This window comes from Streptomyces sp. NPDC017246 (assembly GCF_044331325.1).
Taxonomy (GTDB): Bacteria; Actinomycetota; Actinomycetes; order Streptomycetales; family Streptomycetaceae; genus Streptomyces.
In genome coordinates this window covers 747,135-769,791 of record NZ_JBIRMW010000002.1, presented here as the reverse complement: position 1 = coordinate 769,791, position 22,657 = coordinate 747,135, and the positions used below count along the sequence as shown (strand labels likewise).

Below are 22,657 nucleotides of genomic sequence, written 5' to 3'. Positions count from 1 at the left end.
TTCCAGTCCTCGGCGGGTACCGGACGATTTCTGGTCATGCTACGCCAGCGTTTCGCGCTGCTCCGTGGCTGTCCACAGGGTGTGGGCGGTGGTGTGATGATCGGCCCATGAATCCTGTGGACCCTGCAGACCCTGTGGACGAGGAAGCGGCCCGGCTCCACCGGGCGAAGGTGTGGGGCGGCGCCGGGCGGAAGCTGTGGCACGCCTCCGCGGACGGCACGGTCGGAACGAGCCTGCGGGAGCTCGCCGACTGGGCGGAGGCCGACGGCCGCGCCGAGCGGCCGCTCGACACGTACGGGGACGGACCGGTCGAGGAGCTCGAACGACGCGTCGCCGAGGAGCTCGGCCTGCCCGCCGCCGTCTTCTTCCCGACCGGCACGATGGCACAGCAGGTGGCGCTCCGCTGCTGGGCGGGACGGACCGGCAGCCCCGTCGTCGCCCTTCATCCGCTCGCCCACCCGGAGGTCCACGAGGGCGGCGCGCTCGGGGCCGTCTCCGGGCTCCGGACCGTCCACCCCACCGACGCGCCCCGGCTGCCGACGGCCGAGGAGGTACGGGACCACCCGGAGCCCTTCGGGACGCTGATGCTGGAGCTGCCGCTGCGGGACGCCGGCTTCGTACTGCCGTCCTGGGAGGAGCTGACCGAGGTGGTGGAGGCGGCCCGGGAGCGGGACGCGGTGGTCCACTTCGACGGGGCGCGGCTGTGGGAGTGCCCGGCGCACTTCGGCCGTCCGCTCGCGGAGATCGCGGGGCTCGCCGACAGCGTCTACGTCTCGTTCTACAAGTCCCTCGGCGGCCTGTCCGGCGCCGTGCTCGCCGGCCCCGAGGACCTCATGGCCGAGGCCAGGGTGTGGCGGCACCGGTACGGCGGGCTGCTCTTCCAGCAGTACCCGGCGGCGCTCTCCGCGCTCCGCGGCCTGGACGTCGAGCTGCCCCGGCTGCCCTCGTACGTGGCGCACGCGCGCGTGGTGGCGGACGCGGTCCGGGAGGCGCTCACGGAGGCGGGCACCGGATGGTTCCGGATCCACCCCGAGACCCCGCACACCCACCAGTTCCGGGTCTGGCTGCCGTACGACGCCGAGACCCTCACGGCGGCGGCCCTCGCCCAGACCGAGTCCACCGGCACGGTCCTCTTCCGCCGCTGGTTCGCCCCGGGCGCGGACGGCCCGCCGGGGGTGGCGGTGACGGAGCTGACGGTGGCGGCGCCGGGCCTGGAGTGGACGGCGGAGGACGTGAAGGCCGCGGTACGGGACTTCCTGGCGCGGCTGGGGTAGCGGGCCCGCTCGCGTCCGGCCCCCGGCGGTCGGGAGGCGCGGAGTCGGAGCCGACGGCGCGGGGCGGCCCGCGGGCCGCCCCCGGTCAGCAGGTGCGCGGGCGCAGCAGACGGCGCAGGGCCGTGCCGGGGCCGCCCCTCGCCGGGCGGCCCGCGAGCACCCGTTCGAAGCGGCGCCGGTCGCGGACCGACCTCAGGACGGCGAGGTCATGGGTGCCGGGCGCCGGCGGCATCGGCTCACCGAGGCGAGCGGCGCGGTACGTGTCGAAGAGGTACTGGTGCATCGCGTTCATGACCTCACCGTGCGCCCCGCTCCGGCCCCCTGGCGCGCCGTTTGACGGGAGCCGTCAAACGGCGTTCCCGGGCCGCCGGACCCGTCGATTGACGGCTCCCGTCAAACGGCGCGACACCGCCCCCGCCCCACCCCGCACCATGGTGGGGTGAGCGTGACCATCGACATCACCGGACTGCCGCGCGAGCGGATCGCCTTCTGCCCCTCGCCGCTGGCCGAGCTGGGCGCCGCCCTGCACGCCCTCGCCGAGCCCGCGCACCACGCCAGGCTCCACGCCTGGACCACCACGACCGCCGCCGCGCTCAAGCCCGGGCTCGCGGACCGGCTCCACGAGGCCGACTTCATGTGGCGCTCCACCCGCTCCGACATCCTGCTGCCCGCCCGGCCCCGCGAGACCCTCGCCGAGGAGCTGGACGACCTCGACCGCATGGACGACGAGAAGTACGTGGGCTCGGCCCTGGAGATCTCCTGCGCCAGCCGCTACTCGGACGGCGCGCCCTCGCCGCTCGTCGACGAGCGGATGCGGCGCCGCACGCTCGATCTGGCCGCCGCGCGCGGACCGCGCCAGGCGGCGTTCGTGGAGCGGATGCTCGCCGACCCGCCCGGTACGCGCGCGTGGATCCGGCGGCTCCTGGAGGACTGCGACGAGGCCTTCTTCGCCGACACCTGGCGCCGGGTCCGGGTCCAGCTCGCCGCCGACGCCCGCCACAAGACGGAGCTGATGCGCCGCAAGGGCCTGGCCGAGGCCGTCGCCGACGCGTCCTCCGCGATGGTCCTGGAGGAGGACGAGGCGGGCTCCCGGATCGTCGTCGACAAGCTGGTCCAGGGCCGTACCAGTGCCGAGGGCTCGGGCGTGACGTTCCTGCCGACCGCCTTCGGCTGGCCGCACCTCTTCGCGCTGCACGCCCCCGGCTGGCAGCCGGTGATCCAGTACCCGGTGCCCGCCCGCGACCTGGGCGGCGGCGCCCCCGTCGACACCGTCAAGCTGCGCCTGGAGGCGGTCGCCCACCCGATGCGGATGCGGCTGAGCCGCAGCCTCGCCCGGGGCTCGTACTCCACGAGCGAGCTGGCCGACGCGTACGGCATCACCGCCCCCGAGGTCTCCCGCCACCTCGCGGTCATGAAGAAGGCCGGTCTGATCACCACCCAGCGCCGCGGCCGCTACGTCCTGCACCAGCTGGACGTGGCCGTCGTCGCCCGCCTCGGCAGCGACTTCCTGGAGAGCGTGCTGCGCTGAGCGATGTCCGGCCGGGACGAACGGGCGAGACGACCGGCCGCGACGACCGGCCGAGACGTCGGGCCGGGACGTCGGGACGGGACGTCGGGCCGAGACGACCGGCCGCGCTTCTAGTCGAAGCGGATGTGGGCGAGGCCGACCCGAAGCCGCCGCAGTCGGTGCCGCAGCGGCCCGTCCGTGTTCGGCACCGGCCGCAGTCCGGCAAGGTCCGCGATCCGGTCGGCCACCTGGGGGACCGTCAGCCGGTCCGTATGGAGGTGATGGGCGAACTCCGGCGCCGCGAGCCGCTCCAGGCACTCGTCCAGCTTGGCCACGGCGAAGCTCTCCCGCTTCAGGCCGCGCCCGAGGCCCCGCTCCGCCAGCCGCCCCAGGACCGTCTCCCGCGCCGCGAGCAGCGCGACGTGGTGCACCCGGTCCGTGCCGTGGTCCGCGCGCAGCCGGCCGACGGTCTCGGCGAAGTACCCCGGATCGGTGAGCGTCATCGGCACGATCACGGGCCCCTGCCCGTACCGCCGCAGCGCCAGGTCCAGTACCTCGTGCACGCCCTGCCGCCAGGCCGCCAGGTCCTGGAAGTCACCGCGCAGCGACGGCGGCAGCGTCCGGTGCAGCCCGAAGCCGATGTGCTCCGGGTCGCACACGACGCTGCCGGGCAGCCGTCGCCGCAGCTCGTACGCGGTCTGGGTCTTGCCGCCCCCGAAGGGACCGTTGATCCACAGCAGCATCGGAACGCCCCGGCTCAGCCGGCCGCGCCGCCGCCCGCCCGGACCAGGCCCGTCTCGTACGCGAGGACGACGACCTGGACGCGGTCGCGCAGGCCCAGCTTGGTCAGGATGCGGCCCACATGGGTCTTCACCGTCGCCTCCGAGAGGACGAGCCGGGCGGCGATCTCGCCGTTCGACAGGCCCTGCGCGACCAGCATCATCACCTCGCGCTCCCGGTCCGTGAGCCGCCCCAGCTCCTTGTGCTCGGGGTCCTTGCCCGAGGACGGCAGCATCGGCGAGAAGCGGTCGAGGAGCCGCCGGGTGGTCGAGGGCGCCACCACCGCGTCGCCGCTGTGCACCGAGCGGATCGCGCCCAGCAGCTCCGCCGGGGGCACGTCCTTCAGCATGAAGCCGCTCGCGCCCGCCTTGAGCCCCGAGAACGCGTACTCGTCGAGGTCGAAGGTGGTCAGGATCAGCACCTTCGGCGCGTCCGGCTGCGAACAGATCCGGCGGGTCGTCTCCACCCCGTCGAGCTTGGGCATGCGCACATCCATCAGGACGACGTCGACCGCCGTCGCGCGCAGCACCTCGAGCGCCTCGACCCCGTCGCCCGCCTCCGCCACGACCTCCATGTCCGGCTGGGCGGCGAGCACCATACGGAAGCCGGTACGCAGCAGCACCTGGTCGTCGACAAGCATCACGCGGATGGACATCAGATTCCTTCGGGGTCGTCAGTGAGCGGGCTTGAGGGGAAGCAGGGCGCTGATCCGGAAGCCTCCGCCGGGACGCGGGCCCGCGTCCAGCGTGCCGCCGACCATGCCGACTCGCTCCCGCATGCCGATCAGACCGTGGCCCCGGCCGTCGGCGCCGCCGTCCTCGTACATCTCCTGCGGGGATCCCCGGCCGTCGTCCTCGACGAGCAGCCCGAGACCGTCGTCGAAGTAGACCAGCCGGACGCTGGCGCCGACGTCGGGACCGCCGTGCTTGCGCGTGTTGGTGAGGGCTTCCTGCACGATCCGGTACGCGGTGAGCTCGACGCCGCTGGGCAGCGGGCGCGGGCTCCCCTCGATCGCGAAGTCCACGGTGAGACCGGCGCTCCTGACCTGCTCGACGAGGTCCTCGATCTGCTGCACGTCGGGCTGCGGCACGTACTCCCCGGCCTCCTGGTGCTCGCCGGTGCGCAGGATCCCGAGGAGTCTGCGCATCTCGGCGAGTGCCTGCCGGCCCGTGGTGGAGATGGTCTCCAGGGCCTGCTTGGCGGTCTCCGGGGAGGAGTCCATGACATAGGCGGCGCCGTCTGCCTGCACCACCATCACCGACACGTTGTGCGCGACGACGTCGTGCAGCTCGCGGGCGATCCGGGCCCGCTCGGCGGCGACGGCGACCTTGGCCTGCGCCTCGCGCTCCTTCTCCAGGCGGGAGGCCCGCTCCTCCAGCTGCGCGAAGTAGGCGCGGCGGGTGCGGAGCGAGTCGCCGAGGACCCAGGCGAGGGCGAACGGCACGGTCATGATGATCGTGAAGAAGATCCTCGCCCCGGCGGAGCCGATGCCCTCCATGGGCCATCTCAGCTGGGAGAGCGTCGAGGCGCAGAGCCCGCCGGCGAGCGCGAGCCGGGACGCCCAGCGGGGTCCGTCGTGCGCCGCGACGGTGTAGATGATCACGAGCATGGCGAAGTCGGCCATGAACGGGACCAGGCCGAAGACGAGCTGCGCGACCCCCAGGGTGATCGCGAGCACCAGCATCTTCTCGGGGGCACGCCGGCGCAGGGCCACGACCAGGGAGAACAGCACGACCACGACGCCGTACGCGACGGGGTTGGTGACCTTCGGGTAGACCGTGCCCACCCACAGCAGGGAGAACCCGAGGAGGACGACGCCCCAGAAGGTGTCGACGCCCGTCGGGTGTCTGCGGATGAAGTCGTAGAGGCGCTGCACGTCACCCAGAGTAGGGAAGGCCGATGGTCCAGGGATCAACCGTGGGGTCGATCCTTGACGCGGGAACCGTACTCCCCGAGGTGGAGACTGGACCGCGTGACGGATGAGACGTGTCAGTGGCAGGGGTGGCGTGAGGCCACGGAACGGGCGCTGTACGGGCCCGGTGGCTTCTATCTGCGCCCCGAGGGACCGGCGGGGCACTTCCGCACCTCGGTGCACGCCTCCCCGCTCTTCGCGGCGGCCGTGGCCCGGCTGCTCGGCGAGGTCGCGGAGGAGCTGGGAACGGCCGAGGTGGCCCTCGTGGACGTGGGCGCGGGGCGGGGCGAACTGCTCTCGGGGGTGCTCGCCGCGACCGACGCTGGTGCCGGGGCCGCAGGGAACGGCCCGCCGGGCGCCCTGAGGGTCCGGGCGTACGCCGTCGAGCGCGCCGCCCGCCCGGCGGGGCTCGACCCCCGCATCGAGTGGACCGACCGGCTGCCCCGGGGGGTGCGCGGGCTGCTCTTCGCGAACGAGTGGCTCGACAACGTGCCGGTGGACGTGGCCGAGGCGGACGCGGAGGGCACGGCCCGGTACGTGGAGGTCAGCGCGGACGGGACGGAACGGCTCGCGGGACCCGTCTCCGGCCCGGACGCGGAGTGGCTGGCCCGCTGGTGGCCGCTGCGGGAGCCGGGCACGCGAGCGGAGATCGGCCGGCCCCGCGACGAGGCGTGGGCGGCGGCGGTGGCCTGTCTGGCGGAGGGCCGCGCGGTGGCCGTGGACTACGCGCACGTACGGGCGGCCCGGCCGCCCTTCGGCTCCCTGACCGGCTTCCGCGCGGGCCGCGAGGTCCCGCCCGTCCCGGACGGGGACTGCGACCTGACCTCCCATGTGGCGCTCGACGCGTGCGCGGCGGCGGTCGGGGGCGGTGCCTGCGTCGGCAGTGGCAGGGGCGAGGACGGGCCGCCCGTGGCCGAGCTGGTCACGCAGCGGGAGGCCCTCCGGAAGCTCGGGGTGTCCGGCGGGCGGCCTCCGCTCTCGCTCGCCTCGACCGATCCCGCCGGGTACGTCCGCGCGCTCTCCTCGGCCGGGGAGGCCGCGGAACTCACCGCCCTCGGCGGCCTCGGCGACTTCCTCTGGCTGACCCAGCGGGTCCGTCCGGCGACGGGCTGACCCGCCGCCGGACCGGACCGGAAAGCAGGGGAAGCAGGGGAAGCAGGAACAGGAACAGGAACAGCTCAGACGATCGTGGTGTAGATGTTCCAGCCCCAGCCGACCTGAGTACGGGCGGCGTGGGGGGTGGCGTGGTAGAGCCAGAGACGGCCGTTCCGGTCGCGCGCGATGCCGTCACCGCGCCAGGTCAGCTGCTTGGTCATCTCGGCCGTCTCCGTGACGACGGTGTACGCGTTCCAGCCGCCGCCGACCCGGACGCGCGGCTTGAACGGGGCCTTCGCGTCGAACTCCTCCCCGTACCGGTCGGCGCCCTTGTGCTCGTACGACCAGAGCACCCCGCGCGCGTCGCGGGCCACGACCCTGTCCGCGAGGTTGGCGACGAGGTCGTAGGCGTTCCAGCCTCCGCCCACGCGCACGCGCGGCTTGAACACCGCCCGGTCATCGACGTTCGTCGTCCGCTCGTAGGCCCAGAGGACGCCGTCGCGGTCCCGGGCGACCAGATGTCCGCGCGTGCCGGTGATCGAGGTGTACGTGTTCCAGCCGCCACCGATCCGTACGCGGGCCTTGAACGGCTGCGCCGGGTTCTGGGAGTTCTCGTAGTACCAGAGCACGCCTGCCTTGTCCCGGGCGACGAGGCTGCCCGTGCCGTTCGCTCGCGTCGGCCGGAGTTTGGTGATCGCGGTGTACGCGTTCCAGCCGCCGCCGATCCGCGTGCGCGCCTTGAACGGCTTGGCGGGGTCGGAGGTGGCCTCGTACTGCCAGAGCACGCCGCTCCTGTCGCGCGCGTGGACCATGGCCCGGTCGTGCGGCTCCGGCGTGCCGGGGACGAAGTCGAGGGTGGCCGGTCCGACGGCCACCACGCGCCCGCTCGCGTCCTTCATCTCCAGCCTTCCGGACCGTTCTCCGATCAGGCTCCATCTGCTGGTGGCGATCCTGAGGTCGTAGGTGAGGGTCCGGGCCGCCTCGGTGGGCGGCAGGGACAGCGAGTAGCCGTCGTCCCAGCTGTCGGACGTCTCGGCGCTCTCCCACCCCCAGCCGCAGTCCTGGTAGGCGCCACCGTTCACCGAGCACGTGGCGGAGGGCAGGTTGCTGTCGCCCGCCGAGGGACCGGGCATGGGGACGAGCAGACCCAAAGTCACCCGGCCGGTCACGGACGCCGGCAGGGTGATGGTGAAGCGCGTCGTCACCGGGGCCTCGTCGCCCACGGGCACGACCAGCGGGCCGCCTTCCTGGACGACCCTCCCCGTCTCTGTTCCGGTCCCTGTCCCGCTTCCTGTTCCCGTCGCGGTGGTCGTCGGTGCGGCGACCGCGACGGCGGTCGGGACGACCGCGCAGACGAGAGCCGTCGCGGTGACCAGTGCGGCACGGAGTTGTGCCATGAATCCCCCAGGTGCGTTCGGGCAGAGCGGGAAGGCGGACCTCCCCGTCTCTCTGACACCGGTGTGACTCCCGACGTACGGCGAAGGTTGCCCCCGCGTCGGTCCGGGCAGGACCTGGGGCCGGGCGGCCCCGGAGCCTGTGGACGGGTCGACGAGGGGCCCGGGGCACGGGGGATACTGACCGCATGACGGAGACGACGGTCGGCATCGGCGGCGCGGCGGAGAGCACCGACATGGTGCTGAACATCGGGCCGCAGCATCCCTCGACCCACGGGGTGCTCCGGCTCCGGCTCGTGCTCGACGGCGAGGTCGTGCGGCATGCCGAGCCGGTGATCGGCTACATGCACCGGGGTGCCGAGAAGCTCTTCGAGGCGCGGGACTACCGGCAGATCATCATGCTGGCCAACCGGCACGACTGGCTCTCCGCCTTCTCCAACGAGCTCGGCGTGGTCATGGCCGTCGAGCGGATGCTGGGCATGGAGGTCCCCGAACGCGCGGTGTGGACCCGGACGCTCCTCGCCGAGCTGAACCGGGTGCTCAACCACCTGATGTTCCTCGGCTCGTACCCCCTGGAACTGGGCGGCATCACCCCGGTCTTCCACGCCTTCCGGGAGCGCGAGGAGCTCCAGGCGGTGATGGAGGAGGTCTCCGGCGGCCGGATGCACTACATGTTCAACCGGGTCGGCGGACTCAAGGAGGACCTGCCCGCCGGCTGGCTGGGCCGAGCCCGGCAGGCCGTCGCCGACGTGCGGTCGCGGATGGACGTGTACGACCGCCTCGTCCTCGGCAACGAGATCTTCCGGGGCCGTACGCGCGGGGTCGGCGTCCTGTCCCCGGCCGCGGTCCACGCGTACGGGGTGTCGGGGCCCATCGCCCGGGCCTCGGGCGTCGACTTCGACCTGCGCCGCGACGAGCCGTACCTGGCCTACGGAGAGCTCCAGGACACCCTGAAGGTCGCCGTGCGCGAGGAGGGCGACTGTCTCGCCCGGTTCGAGTGCCTGCTCGACCAGACGCACAACGCGCTGGACCTGGCGGACGCGTGTCTGGACCGGATGGCGGAGCTGGCGCCGGGGCCGATCAACCAGCGGCTGCCGAAGGTCCTCAAGGCCCCGGAGGGCCACACCTACGCGTGGACCGAGAACCCGCTGGGCGTCAACGGCTACTACCTGGTGTCCAAGGGCGAGAAGACCCCGTACCGGCTGAAGCTCCGCTCGGCCTCGTTCAACAACATCCAGGCCCTGGTCGAGCTGCTGCCGGGGACCCTGGTCGCCGACATGGTGGCGATCCTGGGGTCGCTGTTCTTCGTCGTCGGCGACATCGACAAGTAGCGGGCCCCGGCCGGGGGTCAGTGCCCGCGGCTCATCACGACGTACTCCCGCTCCTCCTTGCCGGGGCGGCGCCGGTCGACCACCGTCCAGCCCCAGCGCTCGTACCGGCCCGTCAGTTCCGGTACGTCGAGGGTCATGAGGAGGGCCCGTCCGGGCGTCCCGGTCGCGAGCAGGGCGTCGTGCAGCCGACGGCCGATGCCGCTCCCCTGGCTGCCGGGGGCGACCACGAGCTCGGCGAGTTCGAAGGCGGGCTCCCCGCCGGTCAGGATGGTGTCGGTCCAGCCGGCCGCGAGCCCGATCAGTGCGTCGTCGGCGTCGAGCGCGATCACCGCGCTGAAGCCGTCCTTGCGCGCGGCCGAGTCGAGCAGCCGGTCCACGGTGCGTACGGCGCCGCGCGGCGGCTCGTGCCAGGGGGCGCCGCAGAACGCCTGGGCGCACAGGGCGAGCAGCTCGTCGCGGTGCCGGGCGGCCTCGCCTGCCGGGAGGACGGCGAGGCGGTGGGTCACGAGTTCACCGCTCCGCGCAGCTCGGCCACGTCGAACTGCTCGGTCTCGTCGTGCGCGGTCAGGTCGATGACCTGGCCGACCGCCTGGGACTGCTCCGGGACACGGGGAGCGAGCGGGTTCCCGGGGGTGCCGGTGGGGCTGATGGGGGTGAGGATCGGCGCACCGAGCGCGGACTGGGCCAGGGCCTCTTCGAGGACCTCTTCGCCCACGACGTCCGCCAGGTCCGTGTTCTGCACGGCCTCGATGGCCGCCGCCTTCTGCGTACCGAAGAAGTCGAAGTTGCCCTCGGGGCGCGGGGCGGGCCTGCGGGCCGCGTACGGGACGATCGCGGACGCGGTCGGCACCGCGGGGACCATGGTGGAGGCGGGCGGGACCGGCGCGGCCGGCGGGAGCGCGAGGGCGGGGGCGGCCGGGCGGGTGTGCTCGGTTCCGGCGGCCGCCGCGTGCTTCCCCCGGGGCTCCTCCGTCTCCCGGGCCCGCTCGGCGAGGTCGCGCGCGCGGGCCGCCTCGGTGGTGCGGCGGGCCTGCTGGGCCGCGGCGTTGCGCGGGAGGTCCCGCAGGGCCTGGGCGGCGCGGCGGAAGGCCTCCGGGGTGGGCGTGGACGCTCCGGCGGGCAGTGCCTTGGCGGTGCCCGCGGACTCGAGCGCCAGGACCCGGGCGCCCTCCAGCGCACTGGCCCGCTCGGTCTCGGCGGTGGCGTACCGGCGGAGCAGGTCGGCGTGCTCGCCGCGCAGCCCGGCGAGCTCCACCCGCTTGGCGCGGAGCTTGGTGTCGAGCCTGGAGCGCAGCGCGCGGGCCTCTTCCAGATCGGACTCCAGCTCGGCGAGCCGTTCCTCGGCCTTCCACTGGTCGGCGGTGCGCGCCCGGTCGAGCTCGGCGACCCGCAGACCGGCGCTCCGGTCCCAACTGCGCATGAGGACGGCGCCGGTGACAGCGGCGGCGGCCGCCGCGGCCGCGAGCAGCCGCACGACGACCAGTTCACCGGGCAGCCAGGCGGCCGCGGCACACACGACCGCGGCGCCGGCGACCGCGGAGGGCGGCAGCAGCTTGTGCAGAGGCGGGGAATGGCGGTGGCGTCCACGTGGCATGGCCTGAAATTTACCGTGCGTAGGCGCTGTGTGGGGTGTCGGCCCGGCAATCTCTTGGCCACTTCTCGTCATCAGAAGTGGATATCCACCGTTCCGGTTCCGTTTCGGGCCGACTCCCCTCACCCGGTGCCTACTTCTTGAGCAGCCCCTTCGTCTCCAGATACTCCTTGGCGACGTCCTCCGGCTTCGCCCGCTCGGCGTCGACCTTGCGGTTGAGTTCGGCGAGATCCGCTGTGGTCAGCACCTTGGTGATCTTGTCCAGGGCGGCGGCTATCTCCGGAGAACCGGCGTCCTTGGCGTTGACCACGGGCAGCACGTTGTCGGCGTTCTGCAGCTTCTTGTCGTCTTCGAGGAAGACCAGGCCGTAGCTGTCGATCGTGGCGTCCGTGGTGGTCGTCAGGACCAGCTGGTCCACCCCGTCCTTCACCGCCTGCTTGGCCTGCGGGGTGCCGACGCCCTTGGGGTCGATCCCGGTCACGTCGATCCCGTACGCCTTCTTCAGACCGGGCGCGCAGAACGGCCGTACCGCGCATTCGTCACCGGCGGCGATCTTCACCTTCAGCTTCGCCCTGCCGAGATCCGAAAGCGTCGTCAGCTTGTTCTTCGCGGCGAATTCCTTCGTCACCGCGAAGGCGTTCTGATCGACCGCCCCACCGACCGCCAGCACCTTCAGACCGCGCGGTTCGGCGAGCTTGCGCAGCGCCTCGACCGTGGCCGTCGCGTCACCGGAGGCGACCGGCTTCTCCTCGGGCGCCTTCGGCCCGTTCACCTTCGCGTTGAGGAATTCCGCGATCGTCGCCGCGTATTCCGGGACGACGTCGATCTCGCCCTTCTCCAGGGACGGCTCGTACAGCTCGCGATTCTTCACCGTGGTGATCGACACGGAGTATCCGGCGTCCCGCAGCGTCTGTGCGTACAGCTCGGCGAGCACCTTGGCCTCGGTGAAGGCGGCGGCACCGACCACCAGCGAGCCCTTCTCCGCGCCGCCGGTGCCCCCTGAGGCTCCCGAGCCCTTCTCCTTGCCCTGCTCCAGGCTGTCGCCGCCGCACGCGGCCAGCGCGACGGTCAGCGCCGCCGTACCCAGCACCGCGCCCGCGATACGCGAGACCCTGTTCACGAGATCACCCATTCCCCAGTCAGCGTTCAGTAAGAAGTTCAGAGACGCGCGAGGCGTCCGAAGAGGCGCTCCGCGCCCACCAGCACGCCCTCCACCAGGAGGGCCAGCAGGGCGACGAGCACCGCGCCCGCGACGACCTGCGCCGTGTCGTACGTGGCGAAACCGGCCGTGATGATCCGGCCCAGGCCTCCCTGGCCGACCATCGCCGCCACCGTCGCCGTGGCGACCACCTGCACCGCGGCCGAACGCACCCCGGTCATCACCACCGGCCGGGCCAGCGGGAGTTCGACCTTCCGGAAGAGCTGACCGCCCGTCATCCCCATGCCCCGCGCGGCCCGGACCGCGGCCCGGTCCACCTCCCTCATCCCCACGTAGGCGTTGGTGAGGAGCGGCGGTATCGCGAACAGCACGAGGGCCACGACGGTCGGCACATAGCCGGCGTTCCTCAGGGGCGACACCATGAACAGGGCGAGCACCGCGAAGACGGGTATCGCCCGTCCCACGTTGGACACGTTCACCGCGAGGGTCCCGCCCCTGCCGAGGTGGCCGAGCCACAGCCCCAGCGGCAGTGCGAGCGCCCCGGCGATCAGCAGCGCCGCCCCGCTCACGTACACGTGCTCGGCGAGCCGCCGCCCGACGCCCTCCTCGCCCGTCCAGTGCGCGCCGGTGGTGAGCCAGCCCCAGGCGTCCGTCACGATGCCCATCTCACCCACCTCCCGGCGCGGTCCGTATCCGGGTCCACGGCGTCAGCAGCCGCTGGAGTCCCAGGAGCAACAGGTCGGCGGTGACGGCGAGCAGCACGCACAGCACCGAGGCGGCGAGCATCTGCGCCTTGAAGAAGGTGGGCAGCGCGTCCTCGATGAGATTGCCGAGGCCGCCGCGGCCGACGACCGAACCGACCGTCGTCAGCGCGATCGTCGAGACCGTCGCCATCCGTACGCCCGCCATCAGCACCGGGAGCGCGAGCGGCAGTTCGACCTGCCAGAGCAGGCGCAGCGAGCCGTACCCCATGCCCCGCGCCGCCTCCCGGGTCTCGGCCGGCACCGCGGCGAGCCCCGCCAGGGTGTTCCGCACGAGGATGGTCAGCGCGTACAGCACGAGTCCGGTCACCACGAGCGCCGACGACAGACCGAAGAGGGGCAGCAGCAGCGAGAACATGGCGAGCGACGGCACCGTGTAGAGCAGGGTGGTCAGTCCGAGGACCGGTCCCGCGAACCGGGGCCTGGCGCGGACCAGCAGGGCGAGCGGCACCGCGACGGCGAGCGCGATCAGCACGGACACGACCGTGATTCCCACATGCTGGAGCGTGGCGTCCGTCAACTCCTCGGCCCGCGTACGCAGATACTCCCCGCAGATCCAGTCGTTCGTGACCAGACAGTTCGGTGCGCCCATCCGTTCCTCCCCCCGGTCGTCAGCCTTCCGAACGTATGTGTGACGACCCTATCCCCCGCCACCGACAATCCCCGAGACCCGCCACAATGCGGCAACACGCCCTTCACACACCCCCGGCGTCCAGGGGCCAGAATGGGGAACCATGATCCGGTTCGAGCACGTGACCAAGCGGTACGCGGACGGCACCACCGCCGTCGACGACCTCTCCTTCGAGGTCGCGGAGGGCGAACTCGTCACCCTGGTCGGGCCGTCCGGCTGCGGCAAGACGACCACGATGATGATGGTGAACCGGCTCGTCGAGCCGACCTCCGGACGCGTCCTCGTCGACGGCGAGGACATCGCCGGCGTCGACCCCGTCGCCCTGCGCCGCAAGATCGGCTACGTCATCCAGCAGGTCGGGCTCTTCCCCCACCGCACGGTCCTCGACAACACCGCGACCGTCCCCGCCCTCCTCGGCTGGAAGAAGGCCGCTGCACGCGCGCGTGCCGCCGAACTCCTCGACCTCGTCGGCCTCGACCCGGCCACCTACGGCTCCCGCTACCCCGCCCAGCTCTCCGGCGGCCAGCGCCAGCGCGTCGGCGTCGCCCGCGCCCTCGCCGCCGACCCGCCGGTCCTCCTCATGGACGAGCCGTTCGGCGCCGTCGACCCCGTCGTCCGCGAACGCCTCCAGAACGAGTTCCTCGCCCTCCAGGCCACCGTCCGCAAGACCGTCCTCCTCGTCACCCACGACATCGAGGAGGCCGTCCGCATGGGCGACCGCATGGCCGTCTACGGACAGGGCCGCATCGAGCAGTTCGACACCCCCGCCACCGTCCTCGGCTCCCCCGCCACCCCGTACGTCGCGGACTTCGTCGGCAGCGACCGGGGCCTGAAGCGGCTCGCCGTCACACCGGTCACCGAGGCCGACCTCGAACCCGTACCGGCGGGGAGTCCCGGCCCGCCGGAGAAGCCCGGGAACCCGGACGGCGCCGCCCCCGTCCCCCTCGGGACCTCGCTCAAGGACGCCCTCGCCGTGCTCCTCCAGCACGACACCGGCCGCCTCACCGTCACCGGCGAGGACGGCCGGCCCCTCGGCGTCCTCACCCCGGAGGGCGTCCACCGCGCCCTGCGCCGGGCGTCGGCCACGGCCTCGTGATCCCCCGCCGGCACCGGCCCGAGCCGTGCTCCCGGCCTGCGCCGGACCCCCGGCCCGGGCCGTACTCCCGGCCGGCACGGCTCAGGTCGCGCTGAGCTTGCCGCCCATCCAGACCATCCCCGGCGGGATCTCCCGGTTCCACGTGTTGAAGTTGTGGCCGCCGCTCTCCAGCGTGATCGACGAGACGCTCGCCGGGCTCTTCACCTTCTTGACGAACTCCAGCGTGCCCCGCCGGTTGTCCTCGCCCCGCTTCGACGTCGTCACCAGGAACGACGTCCTGCCCTGCGGCAGATGGTCCAGGCTCCACAGCAGGTCGGCCCGCTTGCGCAGCCCGTCGTCCCCCTGGAAGAGGTCACCCGTCGTCACGTCCTCCGCCGCCCGGTAGTACGCGGAGAAACCCGCCCCCGCCGCGAACCGGTCCGGGTGGTGCAGGGCGATCTTCAGCGCGCAGTACGCGCCCGTGGAGTTCCCCATGAACCCCCAGTTCCGCGGCTTCGTCCCCACCCGGTACGTCTCCGAGACCGCCTTCGGCAGGTCCTCCGCGAAGAAGGTCTCCGTCTGCGGACCGCCGGGCACGTCCACGCACTCGGTGTCCCGGGGCGGAGCCACCGTCGGCCGCAGCATCACCAGGATCATCGGCTGCATCCGCCCCTCCTTCGCCTGGAGGTACGCCGTCTTCGGGTACTTCAGCCCCTTGATCAGGTTCTCCGCCGTCCCCGGATACCCCGTGAGCACCACCGAGGCCGGGAACGTGCGCTTCGCGTACCGCTCCTGGAAGTACTCCGGCGGCAGGTACACATAGGCCGGCGAGACGATCCCCGACCGCTCCCCCGCCACGACGACCTTCTGTATCTGGCCGCCGACCTCGGGACGGCCGCCGCCCGGCACGTCGAGCGCCTGCGTCCCCACCACCCGTACGTCCTTCGAACCGGCCCCGTGGTCGACGACCACGCCCATGTCCTGCTCCTGCCCGAACAGGTCGGCCCACGAGCCGTAGAAGAGGAAGGAACGGTTCGCCGCCAGCCCCACCGCCGCGAACAGCACCACCTGGGTCACGAGCAGCAGGCCCACCCTCCCCACCACCGCCCGCCAGCGGCGGCGCGCGAGCCGCGGCCAGAGCCAGACCGTGGCGAAGAACAGCGTCAGGGCGAGCACGACCGCCACCACGAGGACTTTGTTGCTGGTGAGACCCATGGGACGACCGAGCCTTCTTTCCGAGAATTTCCTGTGAACCGATGAACCCGACCCCGCACGGCTCCGTCCTAGAAGGCGCACCAACCGGAACGGCCCGCCGAACGCGCCGCAGGGCCCGACCGGAGTCAAGGACCCTTCGCAGGACCACGGGAAGTACGGGAAGCCATGTCTGTCACAGTAGATGGGGACAAATCGGGATTGGTTCCGGTTCGGGTACGCCGTGTTCTCCGCGGCCCCCGACCCGAGAAGGTCCCCGCCCTCGTCGGCACGGCCTGCACCCTGATCGGCCTCATCGACATCGCCGCCGGAGTGTTCCCCCGCTTCCGCGCCAGCCGCATGCACGCCATGGCGGAAGTCCTCCCCGGCACCCTCGGACCCCTCTCCGCCGCCCTCTCCCTCAGCGCCGGCGTGCTCCTGCTGCTCCTCGCCCACGGCCTCAAGCGCCACAAGCGCCGCGCCTGGCGCGCCGCCGTCGTCCTGCTCCCCCTCGGCGCCGCCGCCCAGTTCGTCTGGCGCCACTCGGTCCTCGGAGCCCTCCTCTCCCTCGTACTCCTCACCCTCCTCCTGCGCCATCGGAGTGAGTTCGCCGCCCTGCCCGACCCCCGCAGCCGCTGGCGCGCACTCGCCAACTTCGTCCTCATGGGCGCCGGATCCATCGCCCTCGGCCTCGTCATCGTCAGCGCCCACCCGCGCCGCGTCCTCGGCAGCCCCAGCCTCGCCGACCGCCTCGAACACGTCCTGTACGGACTCTTCGGCGTCGAAGGCCCCGTCGGCTACAGCAACGGCGTCGACTGGACCGTCGGCTACTCCCTCGGCGCCCTCGGCATGCTCACCGCCCTCACCACCATCTACCTCGCCTTCCGCCCCGAGCACCCCGCCGCCCGCCTCACCGACGAGGACGAGGTCCGCCTCCGCGCCCTCCTCGACCAGCACGGCGGCCGGGACTCCCTCGGCCACTTCGCCCTCCGCAGCGACAAGGGCGTCGTCTTCTCCCCCAGCGGCAAGGCCGCCGTCTGCTACCGCGTGGTCTCCGGCGTCATGCTCGCCAGCGGCGACCCCATCGGCGACGTCGAAGCCTGGCCCGGCGCCATCGAACGCTTCATGGACGAGGCCAAGGCCCACTCCTGGACCCCCGCCGTCATGGGCTGCTCCGAGACCGGCGGCCAGGTCTGGACCCGCGAGACCGGCCTCGACGCCCTCGAACTCGGCGACGAGGCGGTCGTCGACGTCGCGGATTTCTCGCTCTCCGGACGGGCCATGCGCAACGTCCGCCAGATGGTGAAGCGCATCGAACGCAACGGCTACACCACCCGCGTCCGCCGCGTCCGTGACCTCGACGACGCCGAACTCGAACGCGTCCGCCGCGCCGCCGCCGACTGGCGCGGCACCGACACCGAACGCGGCTTCTCCATGGCCCTCGGCCGCATCGGAGCCCCCGGCGACGGAGACGCCGTGATAGCGACCGCCCACAAGAGCGACGCCGGCGACGACCCCGACTCGCCCTACGGCGACCTCAAGGCGATCATCCACTTCGTCCCCTGGGGCACCGACGGCATGTCCCTCGAACTCATGCGCCGCGACCGCTCCGCCGACCCCGGCATGAACGAGCTCCTCATCGTCGCCGCCCTCCAGGCCTCCCCCGGCCTCGGCATCGCGCGCGTGTCCCTCAACTTCGCCATGTTCCGCTCCGCCCTCGCCCGCGGCGAGAAGATCGGCGCCGGACCCGTCCTGCGCGTCTGGCGCGGACTGCTCGTCTTCCTCTCCCGCTGGTTCCAGATCGAGTCGCTGTACAAGTTCAACGCCAAGTTCCGGCCCCGCTGGGAACCCCGCTTCGTCGTCTACCGCAAGAGCCGCGACCTCCCCCGCATCGGCTTCGCCGCCATGCAGGCCGAAGGCTTCGTGAACCTCTCCCTGCCCCGCCCCCTCGCCCGCCGGCGCCCCGCCCCGGCCCCCCGCCCCTGCACCCACATCGTCACCGCGCCCGCCGAGCGCGAGATGCGCGCGGCCTGATCCGCTCGCCGGGCCCTACGCTGGACACATGAGTACGACGATCGACCGGGGCACCGCCCGGGGCCTGCCGGAGTGGGACCGCTGCGCGGTCATGGGCGTGGTCAACGTGACCCCCGACTCCTTCTCCGACGGCGGCCGCTGGTTCGACACCACGGCCGCCGTCAAACACGGCCTCGAACTCGTCGCCGAAGGAGCGGACCTCGTCGACGTCGGCGGCGAGTCCACCCGGCCCGGCGCCAGCCGCGTCGACGAGGAGGAGGAACTCCGCCGCGTCGTCCCCGTCGTCCGCGGCCTCGCCGCCGAAGGCGTCACCGTCTCCGTCGACACCATGCGCGCCGTCGTGGCCGCCCGCGCCGTCGAAGCCGGCGCCGTCCTCGTCAACGACGTCAGCGGCGGCCTCGCCGACCCCGGGATGGTCCCCGCCGTCGCCGCCGCCGAAGTCCCCTTCGTCGTCATGCACTGGCGCGGATTCAGCCAGGACATGAACAGCCTCGCCGTGTACGACGACGTCGTCACCGAGGTCGTCGGCGAACTCCGCACCCGCCTGGAAGCCGTCGTCGACGGCGGGGTCGACCCCGCACGCATCGTCGTCGACCCGGGCCTCGGCTTCGCCAAGCTCGCCCCCCACGACCTCGCCCTCGTCGCCCACCTCCCCGAGCTCCGCGCCCTCGGCCGCCCCCTCCTGGTCGCCGCCTCCCGCAAGCGCTTCCTCGGCCACGTCCTCGCCCGGCGGGGCGCCGCCCCGCCGCCCGCCCGCGAACGCGACGCCGCCACCGCCGCCGTCTCCGCCCTCGCCGCCCACGCGGGCGCGTGGGCCGTCCGCGTCCACGAGGTCAGAGCCACCGCCGACGCCGTACGCGTCGCCCGCGCCGTCGAGGGAGCCGCGTGAGCCGCAGCACCGACGAGGCGGCCGTCGAAGCCGCCAACACCGCCTTCTACGAGGCGCTGGAGACCGGCGACTTCGAGCGCGTCTCGGAGCTCTGGCTCGACGACGGGGCCACCCCCATCACCTGCGTCCACCCCGGCTGGCCCGTCCTCACCGGCCGCGGCGAGGTGCTCCGCTCGTACGCGCTGATCATGGCGAACACCGAGTACATCCAGTTCTTCCTCACCGACCTCAAGATCTCCCTCGCCGACGGCACCGCCGTCGTCACCTGCACCGAGAACATCCTCAGCGGCGGACCCGCCGAGGACGGCGCCGAACTGGGACCCCTCGTCGGCCAGCTCGTCGTCGCCACCAATGTGTTCCGCCACACACCGGACGGCTGGCGGATCTGGTCCCACCACGCCTCCCCCGTCCTTGCGGACACCGACGGAACCGAGGACGACGAGCCCGGCGCGGCCGACGCGTAACCCCTCCCCGACCTGCCCTCCTGACCCGCCCGCGGCCCCCAAGGGCAGGCGCTGTCGGTCCCCGCAGGTAGATTCGATGCTGGACACCCGGCCGTCCGCACCCGGCTGCGTGGCCACCCGAACTACGACAGCAGGAGTGATTCGCGTGGATCGTGTCGCGCTGCGCGGCCTCAAGGCCCGGGGCCATCACGGCGTCTTCCCCAAGGAGCGCGAGGAGGGCCAGACCTTCATCGTGGACCTGGTCCTCGGCCTGGACACCCGCCCGGCGGCCGCCGCCGACGACCTGACGAAGACCGTGCACTACGGGATCGTCGCCGAAGAGGTCGTCGACGTCGTCCAGGGCGAACCCGTCGATCTCATCGAAACCCTCGCCGAGCGCATTGCCCAGCAATGTCTCAGCCATGCCGGGGTACAGGAGGTGGAAGTCGTCGTGCACAAGCCGGACGCCCCCATCACCGTGCCCTTCGACGACGTGACCATCACGATCACCCGGAGCCGACGATGATGCCGACGCAGAGCGATCCCACCGTCCAGCCCGTACCGGCCTCCGTCGTCGAGACCGTCGACGCGGCCGACACGACCCTGTCCAACCCCCGCTGGGCCGTCGTCGCCCTCGGCGCCAACCTCGGCAACCGCCTGGAGACCCTCCAGGGGGCCGTCGACGCCCTCGCCGACACCCCCGGCCTCCGGGTCAAGGCGGTCTCCCCCGTGTACGAGACGGAGCCCTGGGGCGTCGAGCCCGGCACCCAGCCCTCGTACTTCAACGCCGTCGCGCTGGTGAAGACGACCCTGCCGCCCTCCTCCCTCCTGGAGCGGGCCCACGCCGTCGAGGAGGCCTTCCACCGCATCCGCGAGGAGCGCTGGGGCGCCCGCACCATCGACGTCGACATCGTCGCCTACGCGGACGTGGTCTCCGCGGACCCCGTCCTCACCCTCCCGCACCCCCGCGCCCACCAGCGCGCCTTCGTGCTCGCCCCCTGGCACGACGTGGACCCCGAGGCCCGCATCCCCGGCCAGGGCCCCGTCGCCGAGCTCCTCACCGCCCTCGGCAGCGCCGGTGTCGCACGCCGCACCGACCTGGAACTCCGTCTGCCCGAGTAGTCGTTACGCTTCGTGGCAGACCGATCGCGACCACATGAAGGACACCCGGTGAAACAACTGCGGCTGAAGGTGCTCGCCGGACTGTTCCTCGTGGCCGGCATCCTCTCCTGGGGTGCCGCCCGGCTCTGGGACGCGGTCGGCACCCTCCCCAGCGTGCCGATCGCCGCGCCCATCGTCCTGGCCGTGATCGCGGTCGTCCTCACCGCGACCGCCCTCTCGATCCGCGCCCGCCTCAAGGCCCAGCGCGACCGCCGCCCCGGCGCCAAGGGCGTCGAGCCCCTGATGGCGGCACGCGCGGTGGTCTTCGGCCAGGCGAGCGCACTGGTGGCCGCCCTCGTCGCCGGCATGTACGGCGGCACGGGCGTCTTCCTCCTCGGCTCCCTCGACGTCCCGGCCCGCCGGGACCAGGCCCTCTACGCGGCCCTCGCGGTCGCAGCGGGCATCGGCGTCATCGCGGCAGCCCTCTTCCTGGAGCGCGTCTGCAAACTCCCGGAGGACGACGACAAGAACCCGGGCAAGGCCCGGGCCTGAGACCGCCCCGCCGGCTCAGCGGCAGAGCGCGTCGATGTCGTCGGAGAAGCTCGCGAACTCCGCCTGGGCCCCCTCGACGATCTCCCGCGCGGGCCGGCGCGGCGTCGTCGCGTAGCGCTCCGCGATCCCGGTCGGCGCCCCGTCCGGGCGGGCCTCCCGCTCCGGGTACAGCGCCGCCTCCATGGGCCCGTGGTGCGTGCGATCGCAAGGCGGAGGAGGGAGGCAACGCGGAGCGTTGTGGACCGACGACAACGCGGCGAGCGTGCGTGCCAGGCCCCGCGAGCCCGGCATGATCCGAAAGACAGGCCCTAGCCGCCTCCACTGACACCACCTGGCGCCGGCCCGGCCCGGGCACTAGCGGGGCTCGCGCACGAGGTGCCCGTTCACCAGGAAGGTCGGGTGCGGGGCCAGCCGGTAGCTGTAGAACGTGAAGGGCTTCGCCCCCAGAGCGGGGCGGGGACGGACCTCTTGGACCTTGATCCAGGCGGATTCGGGCGGAAGGATCGGGTGGTACTCGGGAGTGAAGGTGCCCCGGGTCCCCCAGTGATCCGCTACGCAGAGCTGCGAGGCCCCTTTGGCCTTCGGAGTGAAGCGCGCCCCGATGATGGGGCTACGAATGTATCGATGTCCCGCAGCACGACCCTGGGGAAGCGTTGTCGCATGTGGTGAGCGTCCCCGCCCACATAGTGCCGCAGCGCGTCGGCTGGGTACGAGGAGACCACGCGTACGCGGTAACCAGGCAGGTCCCGCTTCAGGTAGCCGGACGGCCGGGTCACCGCCTCAAGGCGGGCGGGAAGCCTGGTGCAGGACGTGAGTGCGGTCGCGTACCGGGATGCGAAGCGCTCCTCGTTCACGACCAGCGATACGTAGTTCCTGCCCACCGTGCCGTCGACACAGGTGGCGCCCACGAAGTAGCCGAACTCGTACCCCGGCCTGATCGTCAGCCGCTCCCGGCACAACTTCCGCGCATGCGTCCAGGCGGCCGTCTTGCCCGCCGCGTCCGCCGCGTGCGTCCAGCCGTCCGGCGTGGCCAGCAGCAGATCGGGACTGGCGGAGAACGTCATGTGGTCCGTCACCACGTCGACGGCGGCACGCGCTTTCGCCGCCGCCACGTCCACGACCGTGGTCCGCGCCGTCCGGTCCCCGTCCAGCGTCCACAGGGTGTTGCCCGGGACGACGTTCTTCGCCTGGGCACAGCCGTCCACCAGGTTCACCAGCATCTTGCCGGTCAGCCCGTACCCCATACCGATCCCCCTTGATCAGCCATCGGATCCACTGATCAGGGACGGTATGGAGCACGGCGGACAGGCCGCTACTAGCGAGCCAATATCAGGGACATGGCCTCGGCACGTGTAGTAGCGTCACGAAGTTGTCCACGTACCGCCGAGGTGGTCGTCTTCGCCCCCGGCTTGCGGACACCACGCAGAGCCATGCACATGTGCTCGGCCTCTATGACGACGATCGCGCCGCGGGCGTCGAGGATACGCATCAGAGAGTCGGCGATCTGTGTCGTCAGACGCTCCTGCACCTGTGGGCGTCGAGCGAAGACGTCAACGAGGCGCGCCAGCTTGGACAGCCCGGTGATCTTGCCCGATTCAGCCGGAATGTAGCCAATGTGAGCTACACCGTGGAACGGGAGCAAATGATGTTCACATTGAGATGTCAGTTCGATGTCCTTCACGAGGACCATTTCATCGTGTCCCAGGTCGAACGTCGTCGTCAGGACATCTTCAGGCTTCTGCCACAGGCCTGCGAAAAGCTCCTTGTACGCACGCGCCACCCGCGCCGGCGTCTCACGCAGACCCTCGCGGTCCGGGTCCTCGCCGACCGCGATGAGGAGCTCGCGTACGGCTGCCTCGGCGCGCTTCTCGTCGAACTCGCCGATCGTGCCCTCGCCGTCCAGCGTCACCGGGTCGGTCATCTCTGTGCCTCGTTCC

25 protein-coding genes are annotated in these 22,657 nt (G+C 72.4%); 11 read left to right on the top strand and 14 right to left on the bottom strand.

Features of this window, described 5'->3' with window-relative positions:
* Positions 1–107: 107 nt before the first annotated feature.
* Entirely contained in the window at positions 108–1,274 is a 1,167-nt protein-coding gene (locus ACH4MY_RS08355) for a threonine aldolase family protein (RefSeq protein ID WP_397999241.1), read from the top strand.
* A gap of 85 nt (positions 1,275–1,359) precedes the next feature.
* On the opposite strand, the gene ACH4MY_RS08350 is transcribed toward ACH4MY_RS08355, so the two are convergent.
* Positions 1,360–1,566: a hypothetical protein gene (locus tag ACH4MY_RS08350; protein ID WP_397999238.1), complete on the bottom strand. Its 207-nt coding sequence runs from the start codon at positions 1,564–1,566 to the stop codon at positions 1,360–1,362.
* 153 nt (positions 1,567–1,719) lie between these two features.
* On the opposite strand from ACH4MY_RS08350, the gene ACH4MY_RS08345 reads away from it, so the two are divergent.
* A complete protein-coding gene (locus tag ACH4MY_RS08345) occupies positions 1,720–2,802 on the top strand; it encodes a DUF5937 family protein (protein WP_397999429.1) in 1,083 nt (360 codons plus the stop codon).
* Positions 2,803–2,912: 110 nt separating this feature from the next.
* On the opposite strand, the gene ACH4MY_RS08340 is transcribed toward ACH4MY_RS08345, so the two are convergent.
* The 3 genes from ACH4MY_RS08340 to ACH4MY_RS08330 are packed head-to-tail and all read right to left on the bottom strand — an operon-like array spanning position 2,913 to position 5,437.
* Positions 2,913–3,524 carry an AAA family ATPase gene (locus ACH4MY_RS08340; RefSeq protein WP_397999236.1) on the bottom strand — a complete coding sequence of 204 codons (612 nt, stop codon included), beginning with the start codon at positions 3,522–3,524 and terminating at the stop codon, positions 2,913–2,915.
* 14 nt (positions 3,525–3,538) lie between these two features.
* Positions 3,539–4,216, bottom strand: a complete 678-nt coding sequence (locus ACH4MY_RS08335; protein WP_397999233.1) for a response regulator — start codon at positions 4,214–4,216, stop codon at positions 3,539–3,541.
* A gap of 18 nt (positions 4,217–4,234) precedes the next feature.
* The gene (locus ACH4MY_RS08330; RefSeq protein ID WP_397999230.1) at positions 4,235–5,437 is read right to left on the bottom strand and encodes a sensor histidine kinase; all 1,203 of its coding nucleotides are present in this window, start codon (positions 5,435–5,437) and stop codon (positions 4,235–4,237) included.
* Positions 5,438–5,533: 96 nt separating this feature from the next.
* Between ACH4MY_RS08330 and ACH4MY_RS08325 the strand changes: the two genes are divergently transcribed.
* Positions 5,534–6,586, top strand: coding sequence for an SAM-dependent methyltransferase (locus ACH4MY_RS08325; protein ID WP_397999227.1), 1,053 nt, complete (start codon positions 5,534–5,536; stop codon positions 6,584–6,586).
* Between the two features lie 65 nt (positions 6,587–6,651).
* On the opposite strand, the gene ACH4MY_RS08320 is transcribed toward ACH4MY_RS08325, so the two are convergent.
* Positions 6,652–7,965 (bottom strand): hypothetical protein, encoded by a 1,314-nt coding sequence (locus tag ACH4MY_RS08320; protein ID WP_397999224.1) that lies wholly within the window; start codon positions 7,963–7,965, stop codon positions 6,652–6,654.
* A gap of 185 nt (positions 7,966–8,150) precedes the next feature.
* Here ACH4MY_RS08320 and ACH4MY_RS08315 point away from each other — a divergent pair, with 185 nt between their 5' ends.
* A complete protein-coding gene (locus tag ACH4MY_RS08315) occupies positions 8,151–9,293 on the top strand; it encodes an NADH-quinone oxidoreductase subunit D (RefSeq protein ID WP_397999221.1) in 1,143 nt (380 codons plus the stop codon).
* Positions 9,294–9,310: 17 nt separating this feature from the next.
* Here the strand turns inward: ACH4MY_RS08315 and ACH4MY_RS08310 are convergent, their stop codons facing one another.
* The 5 genes from ACH4MY_RS08310 to ACH4MY_RS08290 form a co-directional block, all read right to left on the bottom strand.
* Positions 9,311–9,799, bottom strand: coding sequence for a GNAT family N-acetyltransferase (locus ACH4MY_RS08310; RefSeq protein ID WP_397999218.1), 489 nt, complete (start codon positions 9,797–9,799; stop codon positions 9,311–9,313).
* The gene (locus ACH4MY_RS08305; protein ID WP_397999215.1) at positions 9,796–10,887 is read right to left on the bottom strand and encodes a hypothetical protein; all 1,092 of its coding nucleotides are present in this window, start codon (positions 10,885–10,887) and stop codon (positions 9,796–9,798) included. Before ACH4MY_RS08305 ends, ACH4MY_RS08310 begins: the two co-directional genes overlap by 4 nt.
* 130 nt (positions 10,888–11,017) lie before the next feature.
* A complete protein-coding gene (locus ACH4MY_RS08300; RefSeq protein WP_397999212.1) occupies positions 11,018–12,016 on the bottom strand; it encodes an ABC transporter substrate-binding protein in 999 nt (332 codons plus the stop codon).
* Positions 12,017–12,042: 26 nt separating this feature from the next.
* Entirely contained in the window at positions 12,043–12,708 is a 666-nt protein-coding gene (locus tag ACH4MY_RS08295) for an ABC transporter permease (RefSeq protein ID WP_397999210.1), read from the bottom strand.
* A gap of 1 nt (position 12,709) precedes the next feature.
* On the bottom strand, positions 12,710–13,396 hold the full coding sequence (locus ACH4MY_RS08290; RefSeq protein WP_397999207.1) for an ABC transporter permease: 687 nt from the start codon (positions 13,394–13,396) through the stop codon (positions 12,710–12,712).
* Between the two features lie 142 nt (positions 13,397–13,538).
* Between ACH4MY_RS08290 and ACH4MY_RS08285 the strand changes: the two genes are divergently transcribed.
* A complete protein-coding gene (locus tag ACH4MY_RS08285; RefSeq protein WP_397999204.1) occupies positions 13,539–14,531 on the top strand; it encodes an ABC transporter ATP-binding protein in 993 nt (330 codons plus the stop codon).
* Positions 14,532–14,612: 81 nt separating this feature from the next.
* Here the strand turns inward: ACH4MY_RS08285 and ACH4MY_RS08280 are convergent, their stop codons facing one another.
* On the bottom strand, positions 14,613–15,725 hold the full coding sequence (locus ACH4MY_RS08280; protein ID WP_397999201.1) for an alpha/beta hydrolase: 1,113 nt from the start codon (positions 15,723–15,725) through the stop codon (positions 14,613–14,615).
* Between the two features lie 165 nt (positions 15,726–15,890).
* Here ACH4MY_RS08280 and ACH4MY_RS08275 point away from each other — a divergent pair, with 165 nt between their 5' ends.
* The 6 genes from ACH4MY_RS08275 (at position 15,891) to ACH4MY_RS08250 (ending at position 20,720) form a co-directional block, all read left to right on the top strand.
* Positions 15,891–17,735, top strand: coding sequence for a phosphatidylglycerol lysyltransferase domain-containing protein (locus tag ACH4MY_RS08275; RefSeq protein WP_397999198.1), 1,845 nt, complete (start codon positions 15,891–15,893; stop codon positions 17,733–17,735).
* A gap of 28 nt (positions 17,736–17,763) precedes the next feature.
* Positions 17,764–18,624: a dihydropteroate synthase gene (folP, locus tag ACH4MY_RS08270; protein ID WP_397999195.1), complete on the top strand. Its 861-nt coding sequence runs from the start codon at positions 17,764–17,766 to the stop codon at positions 18,622–18,624.
* Positions 18,621–19,088, top strand: coding sequence for a nuclear transport factor 2 family protein (locus ACH4MY_RS08265; RefSeq protein ID WP_397999192.1), 468 nt, complete (start codon positions 18,621–18,623; stop codon positions 19,086–19,088). The genes folP and ACH4MY_RS08265 overlap by 4 nt, the downstream gene beginning before the upstream one ends.
* A 145-nt stretch (positions 19,089–19,233) precedes the next feature.
* Complete coding sequence (gene folB, locus ACH4MY_RS08260) at positions 19,234–19,593, top strand: dihydroneopterin aldolase (protein ID WP_397999190.1); 360 nt, start codon at positions 19,234–19,236, stop codon at positions 19,591–19,593.
* Complete coding sequence (gene folK / locus ACH4MY_RS08255) at positions 19,590–20,189, top strand: 2-amino-4-hydroxy-6-hydroxymethyldihydropteridine diphosphokinase (protein ID WP_397999187.1); 600 nt, start codon at positions 19,590–19,592, stop codon at positions 20,187–20,189. Before folB ends, folK begins: the two co-directional genes overlap by 4 nt.
* Positions 20,190–20,237: 48 nt before the next feature.
* Positions 20,238–20,720, top strand: coding sequence for a DUF3180 domain-containing protein (locus tag ACH4MY_RS08250; RefSeq protein WP_397999185.1), 483 nt, complete (start codon positions 20,238–20,240; stop codon positions 20,718–20,720).
* 15 nt (positions 20,721–20,735) lie between these two features.
* On the opposite strand, the gene ACH4MY_RS08245 is transcribed toward ACH4MY_RS08250, so the two are convergent.
* The 3 genes from ACH4MY_RS08245 to folE form a co-directional block, all read right to left on the bottom strand.
* A complete protein-coding gene (locus ACH4MY_RS08245; RefSeq protein ID WP_397999183.1) occupies positions 20,736–20,903 on the bottom strand; it encodes a hypothetical protein in 168 nt (55 codons plus the stop codon).
* A 368-nt stretch (positions 20,904–21,271) separates the two neighbouring features.
* Positions 21,272–21,964: a hypothetical protein gene (locus tag ACH4MY_RS08240; RefSeq protein WP_397999181.1), complete on the bottom strand. Its 693-nt coding sequence runs from the start codon at positions 21,962–21,964 to the stop codon at positions 21,272–21,274.
* Positions 21,965–22,035: 71 nt separating this feature from the next.
* Entirely contained in the window at positions 22,036–22,641 is a 606-nt protein-coding gene (gene folE / locus ACH4MY_RS08235; RefSeq protein WP_351901005.1) for a GTP cyclohydrolase I FolE, read from the bottom strand.
* Positions 22,642–22,657: the final 16 nt, after the last annotated feature.

Coding starts and splice junctions, on each gene's coding strand:
- ACH4MY_RS08305 (WP_397999215.1), bottom strand. CDS start 10,887: ATGCCACGTGGACGCCACCGCCATTCCCCGCCTCTGCACAAGCTGCTG.
- ACH4MY_RS08335 (WP_397999233.1), bottom strand. CDS start 4,216: ATGTCCATCCGCGTGATGCTTGTCGACGACCAGGTGCTGCTGCGTACC.
- ACH4MY_RS08350 (WP_397999238.1), bottom strand. CDS start 1,566: ATGAACGCGATGCACCAGTACCTCTTCGACACGTACCGCGCCGCTCGC.
- ACH4MY_RS08315 (WP_397999221.1), top strand. CDS start 8,151: ATGACGGAGACGACGGTCGGCATCGGCGGCGCGGCGGAGAGCACCGAC.
- ACH4MY_RS08275 (WP_397999198.1), top strand. CDS start 15,891: ATGTCTGTCACAGTAGATGGGGACAAATCGGGATTGGTTCCGGTTCGG.
- ACH4MY_RS08290 (WP_397999207.1), bottom strand. CDS start 13,396: ATGGGCGCACCGAACTGTCTGGTCACGAACGACTGGATCTGCGGGGAG.
- ACH4MY_RS08285 (WP_397999204.1), top strand. CDS start 13,539: ATGATCCGGTTCGAGCACGTGACCAAGCGGTACGCGGACGGCACCACC.
- ACH4MY_RS08340 (WP_397999236.1), bottom strand. CDS start 3,524: ATGCTGCTGTGGATCAACGGTCCCTTCGGGGGCGGCAAGACCCAGACC.
- ACH4MY_RS08320 (WP_397999224.1), bottom strand. CDS start 7,965: ATGGCACAACTCCGTGCCGCACTGGTCACCGCGACGGCTCTCGTCTGC.
- ACH4MY_RS08300 (WP_397999212.1), bottom strand. CDS start 12,016: ATGGGTGATCTCGTGAACAGGGTCTCGCGTATCGCGGGCGCGGTGCTG.
- ACH4MY_RS08245 (WP_397999183.1), bottom strand. CDS start 20,903: ATGGAGGCGGCGCTGTACCCGGAGCGGGAGGCCCGCCCGGACGGGGCG.
- ACH4MY_RS08240 (WP_397999181.1), bottom strand. CDS start 21,964: ATGGGGTACGGGCTGACCGGCAAGATGCTGGTGAACCTGGTGGACGGC.
- ACH4MY_RS08280 (WP_397999201.1), bottom strand. CDS start 15,725: ATGGGTCTCACCAGCAACAAAGTCCTCGTGGTGGCGGTCGTGCTCGCC.
- folP (WP_397999195.1), top strand. CDS start 17,764: ATGAGTACGACGATCGACCGGGGCACCGCCCGGGGCCTGCCGGAGTGG.
- ACH4MY_RS08295 (WP_397999210.1), bottom strand. CDS start 12,708: ATGGGCATCGTGACGGACGCCTGGGGCTGGCTCACCACCGGCGCGCAC.
- folK (WP_397999187.1), top strand. CDS start 19,590: ATGATGCCGACGCAGAGCGATCCCACCGTCCAGCCCGTACCGGCCTCC.
- ACH4MY_RS08355 (WP_397999241.1), top strand. CDS start 108: ATGAATCCTGTGGACCCTGCAGACCCTGTGGACGAGGAAGCGGCCCGG.
- folE (WP_351901005.1), bottom strand. CDS start 22,641: ATGACCGACCCGGTGACGCTGGACGGCGAGGGCACGATCGGCGAGTTC.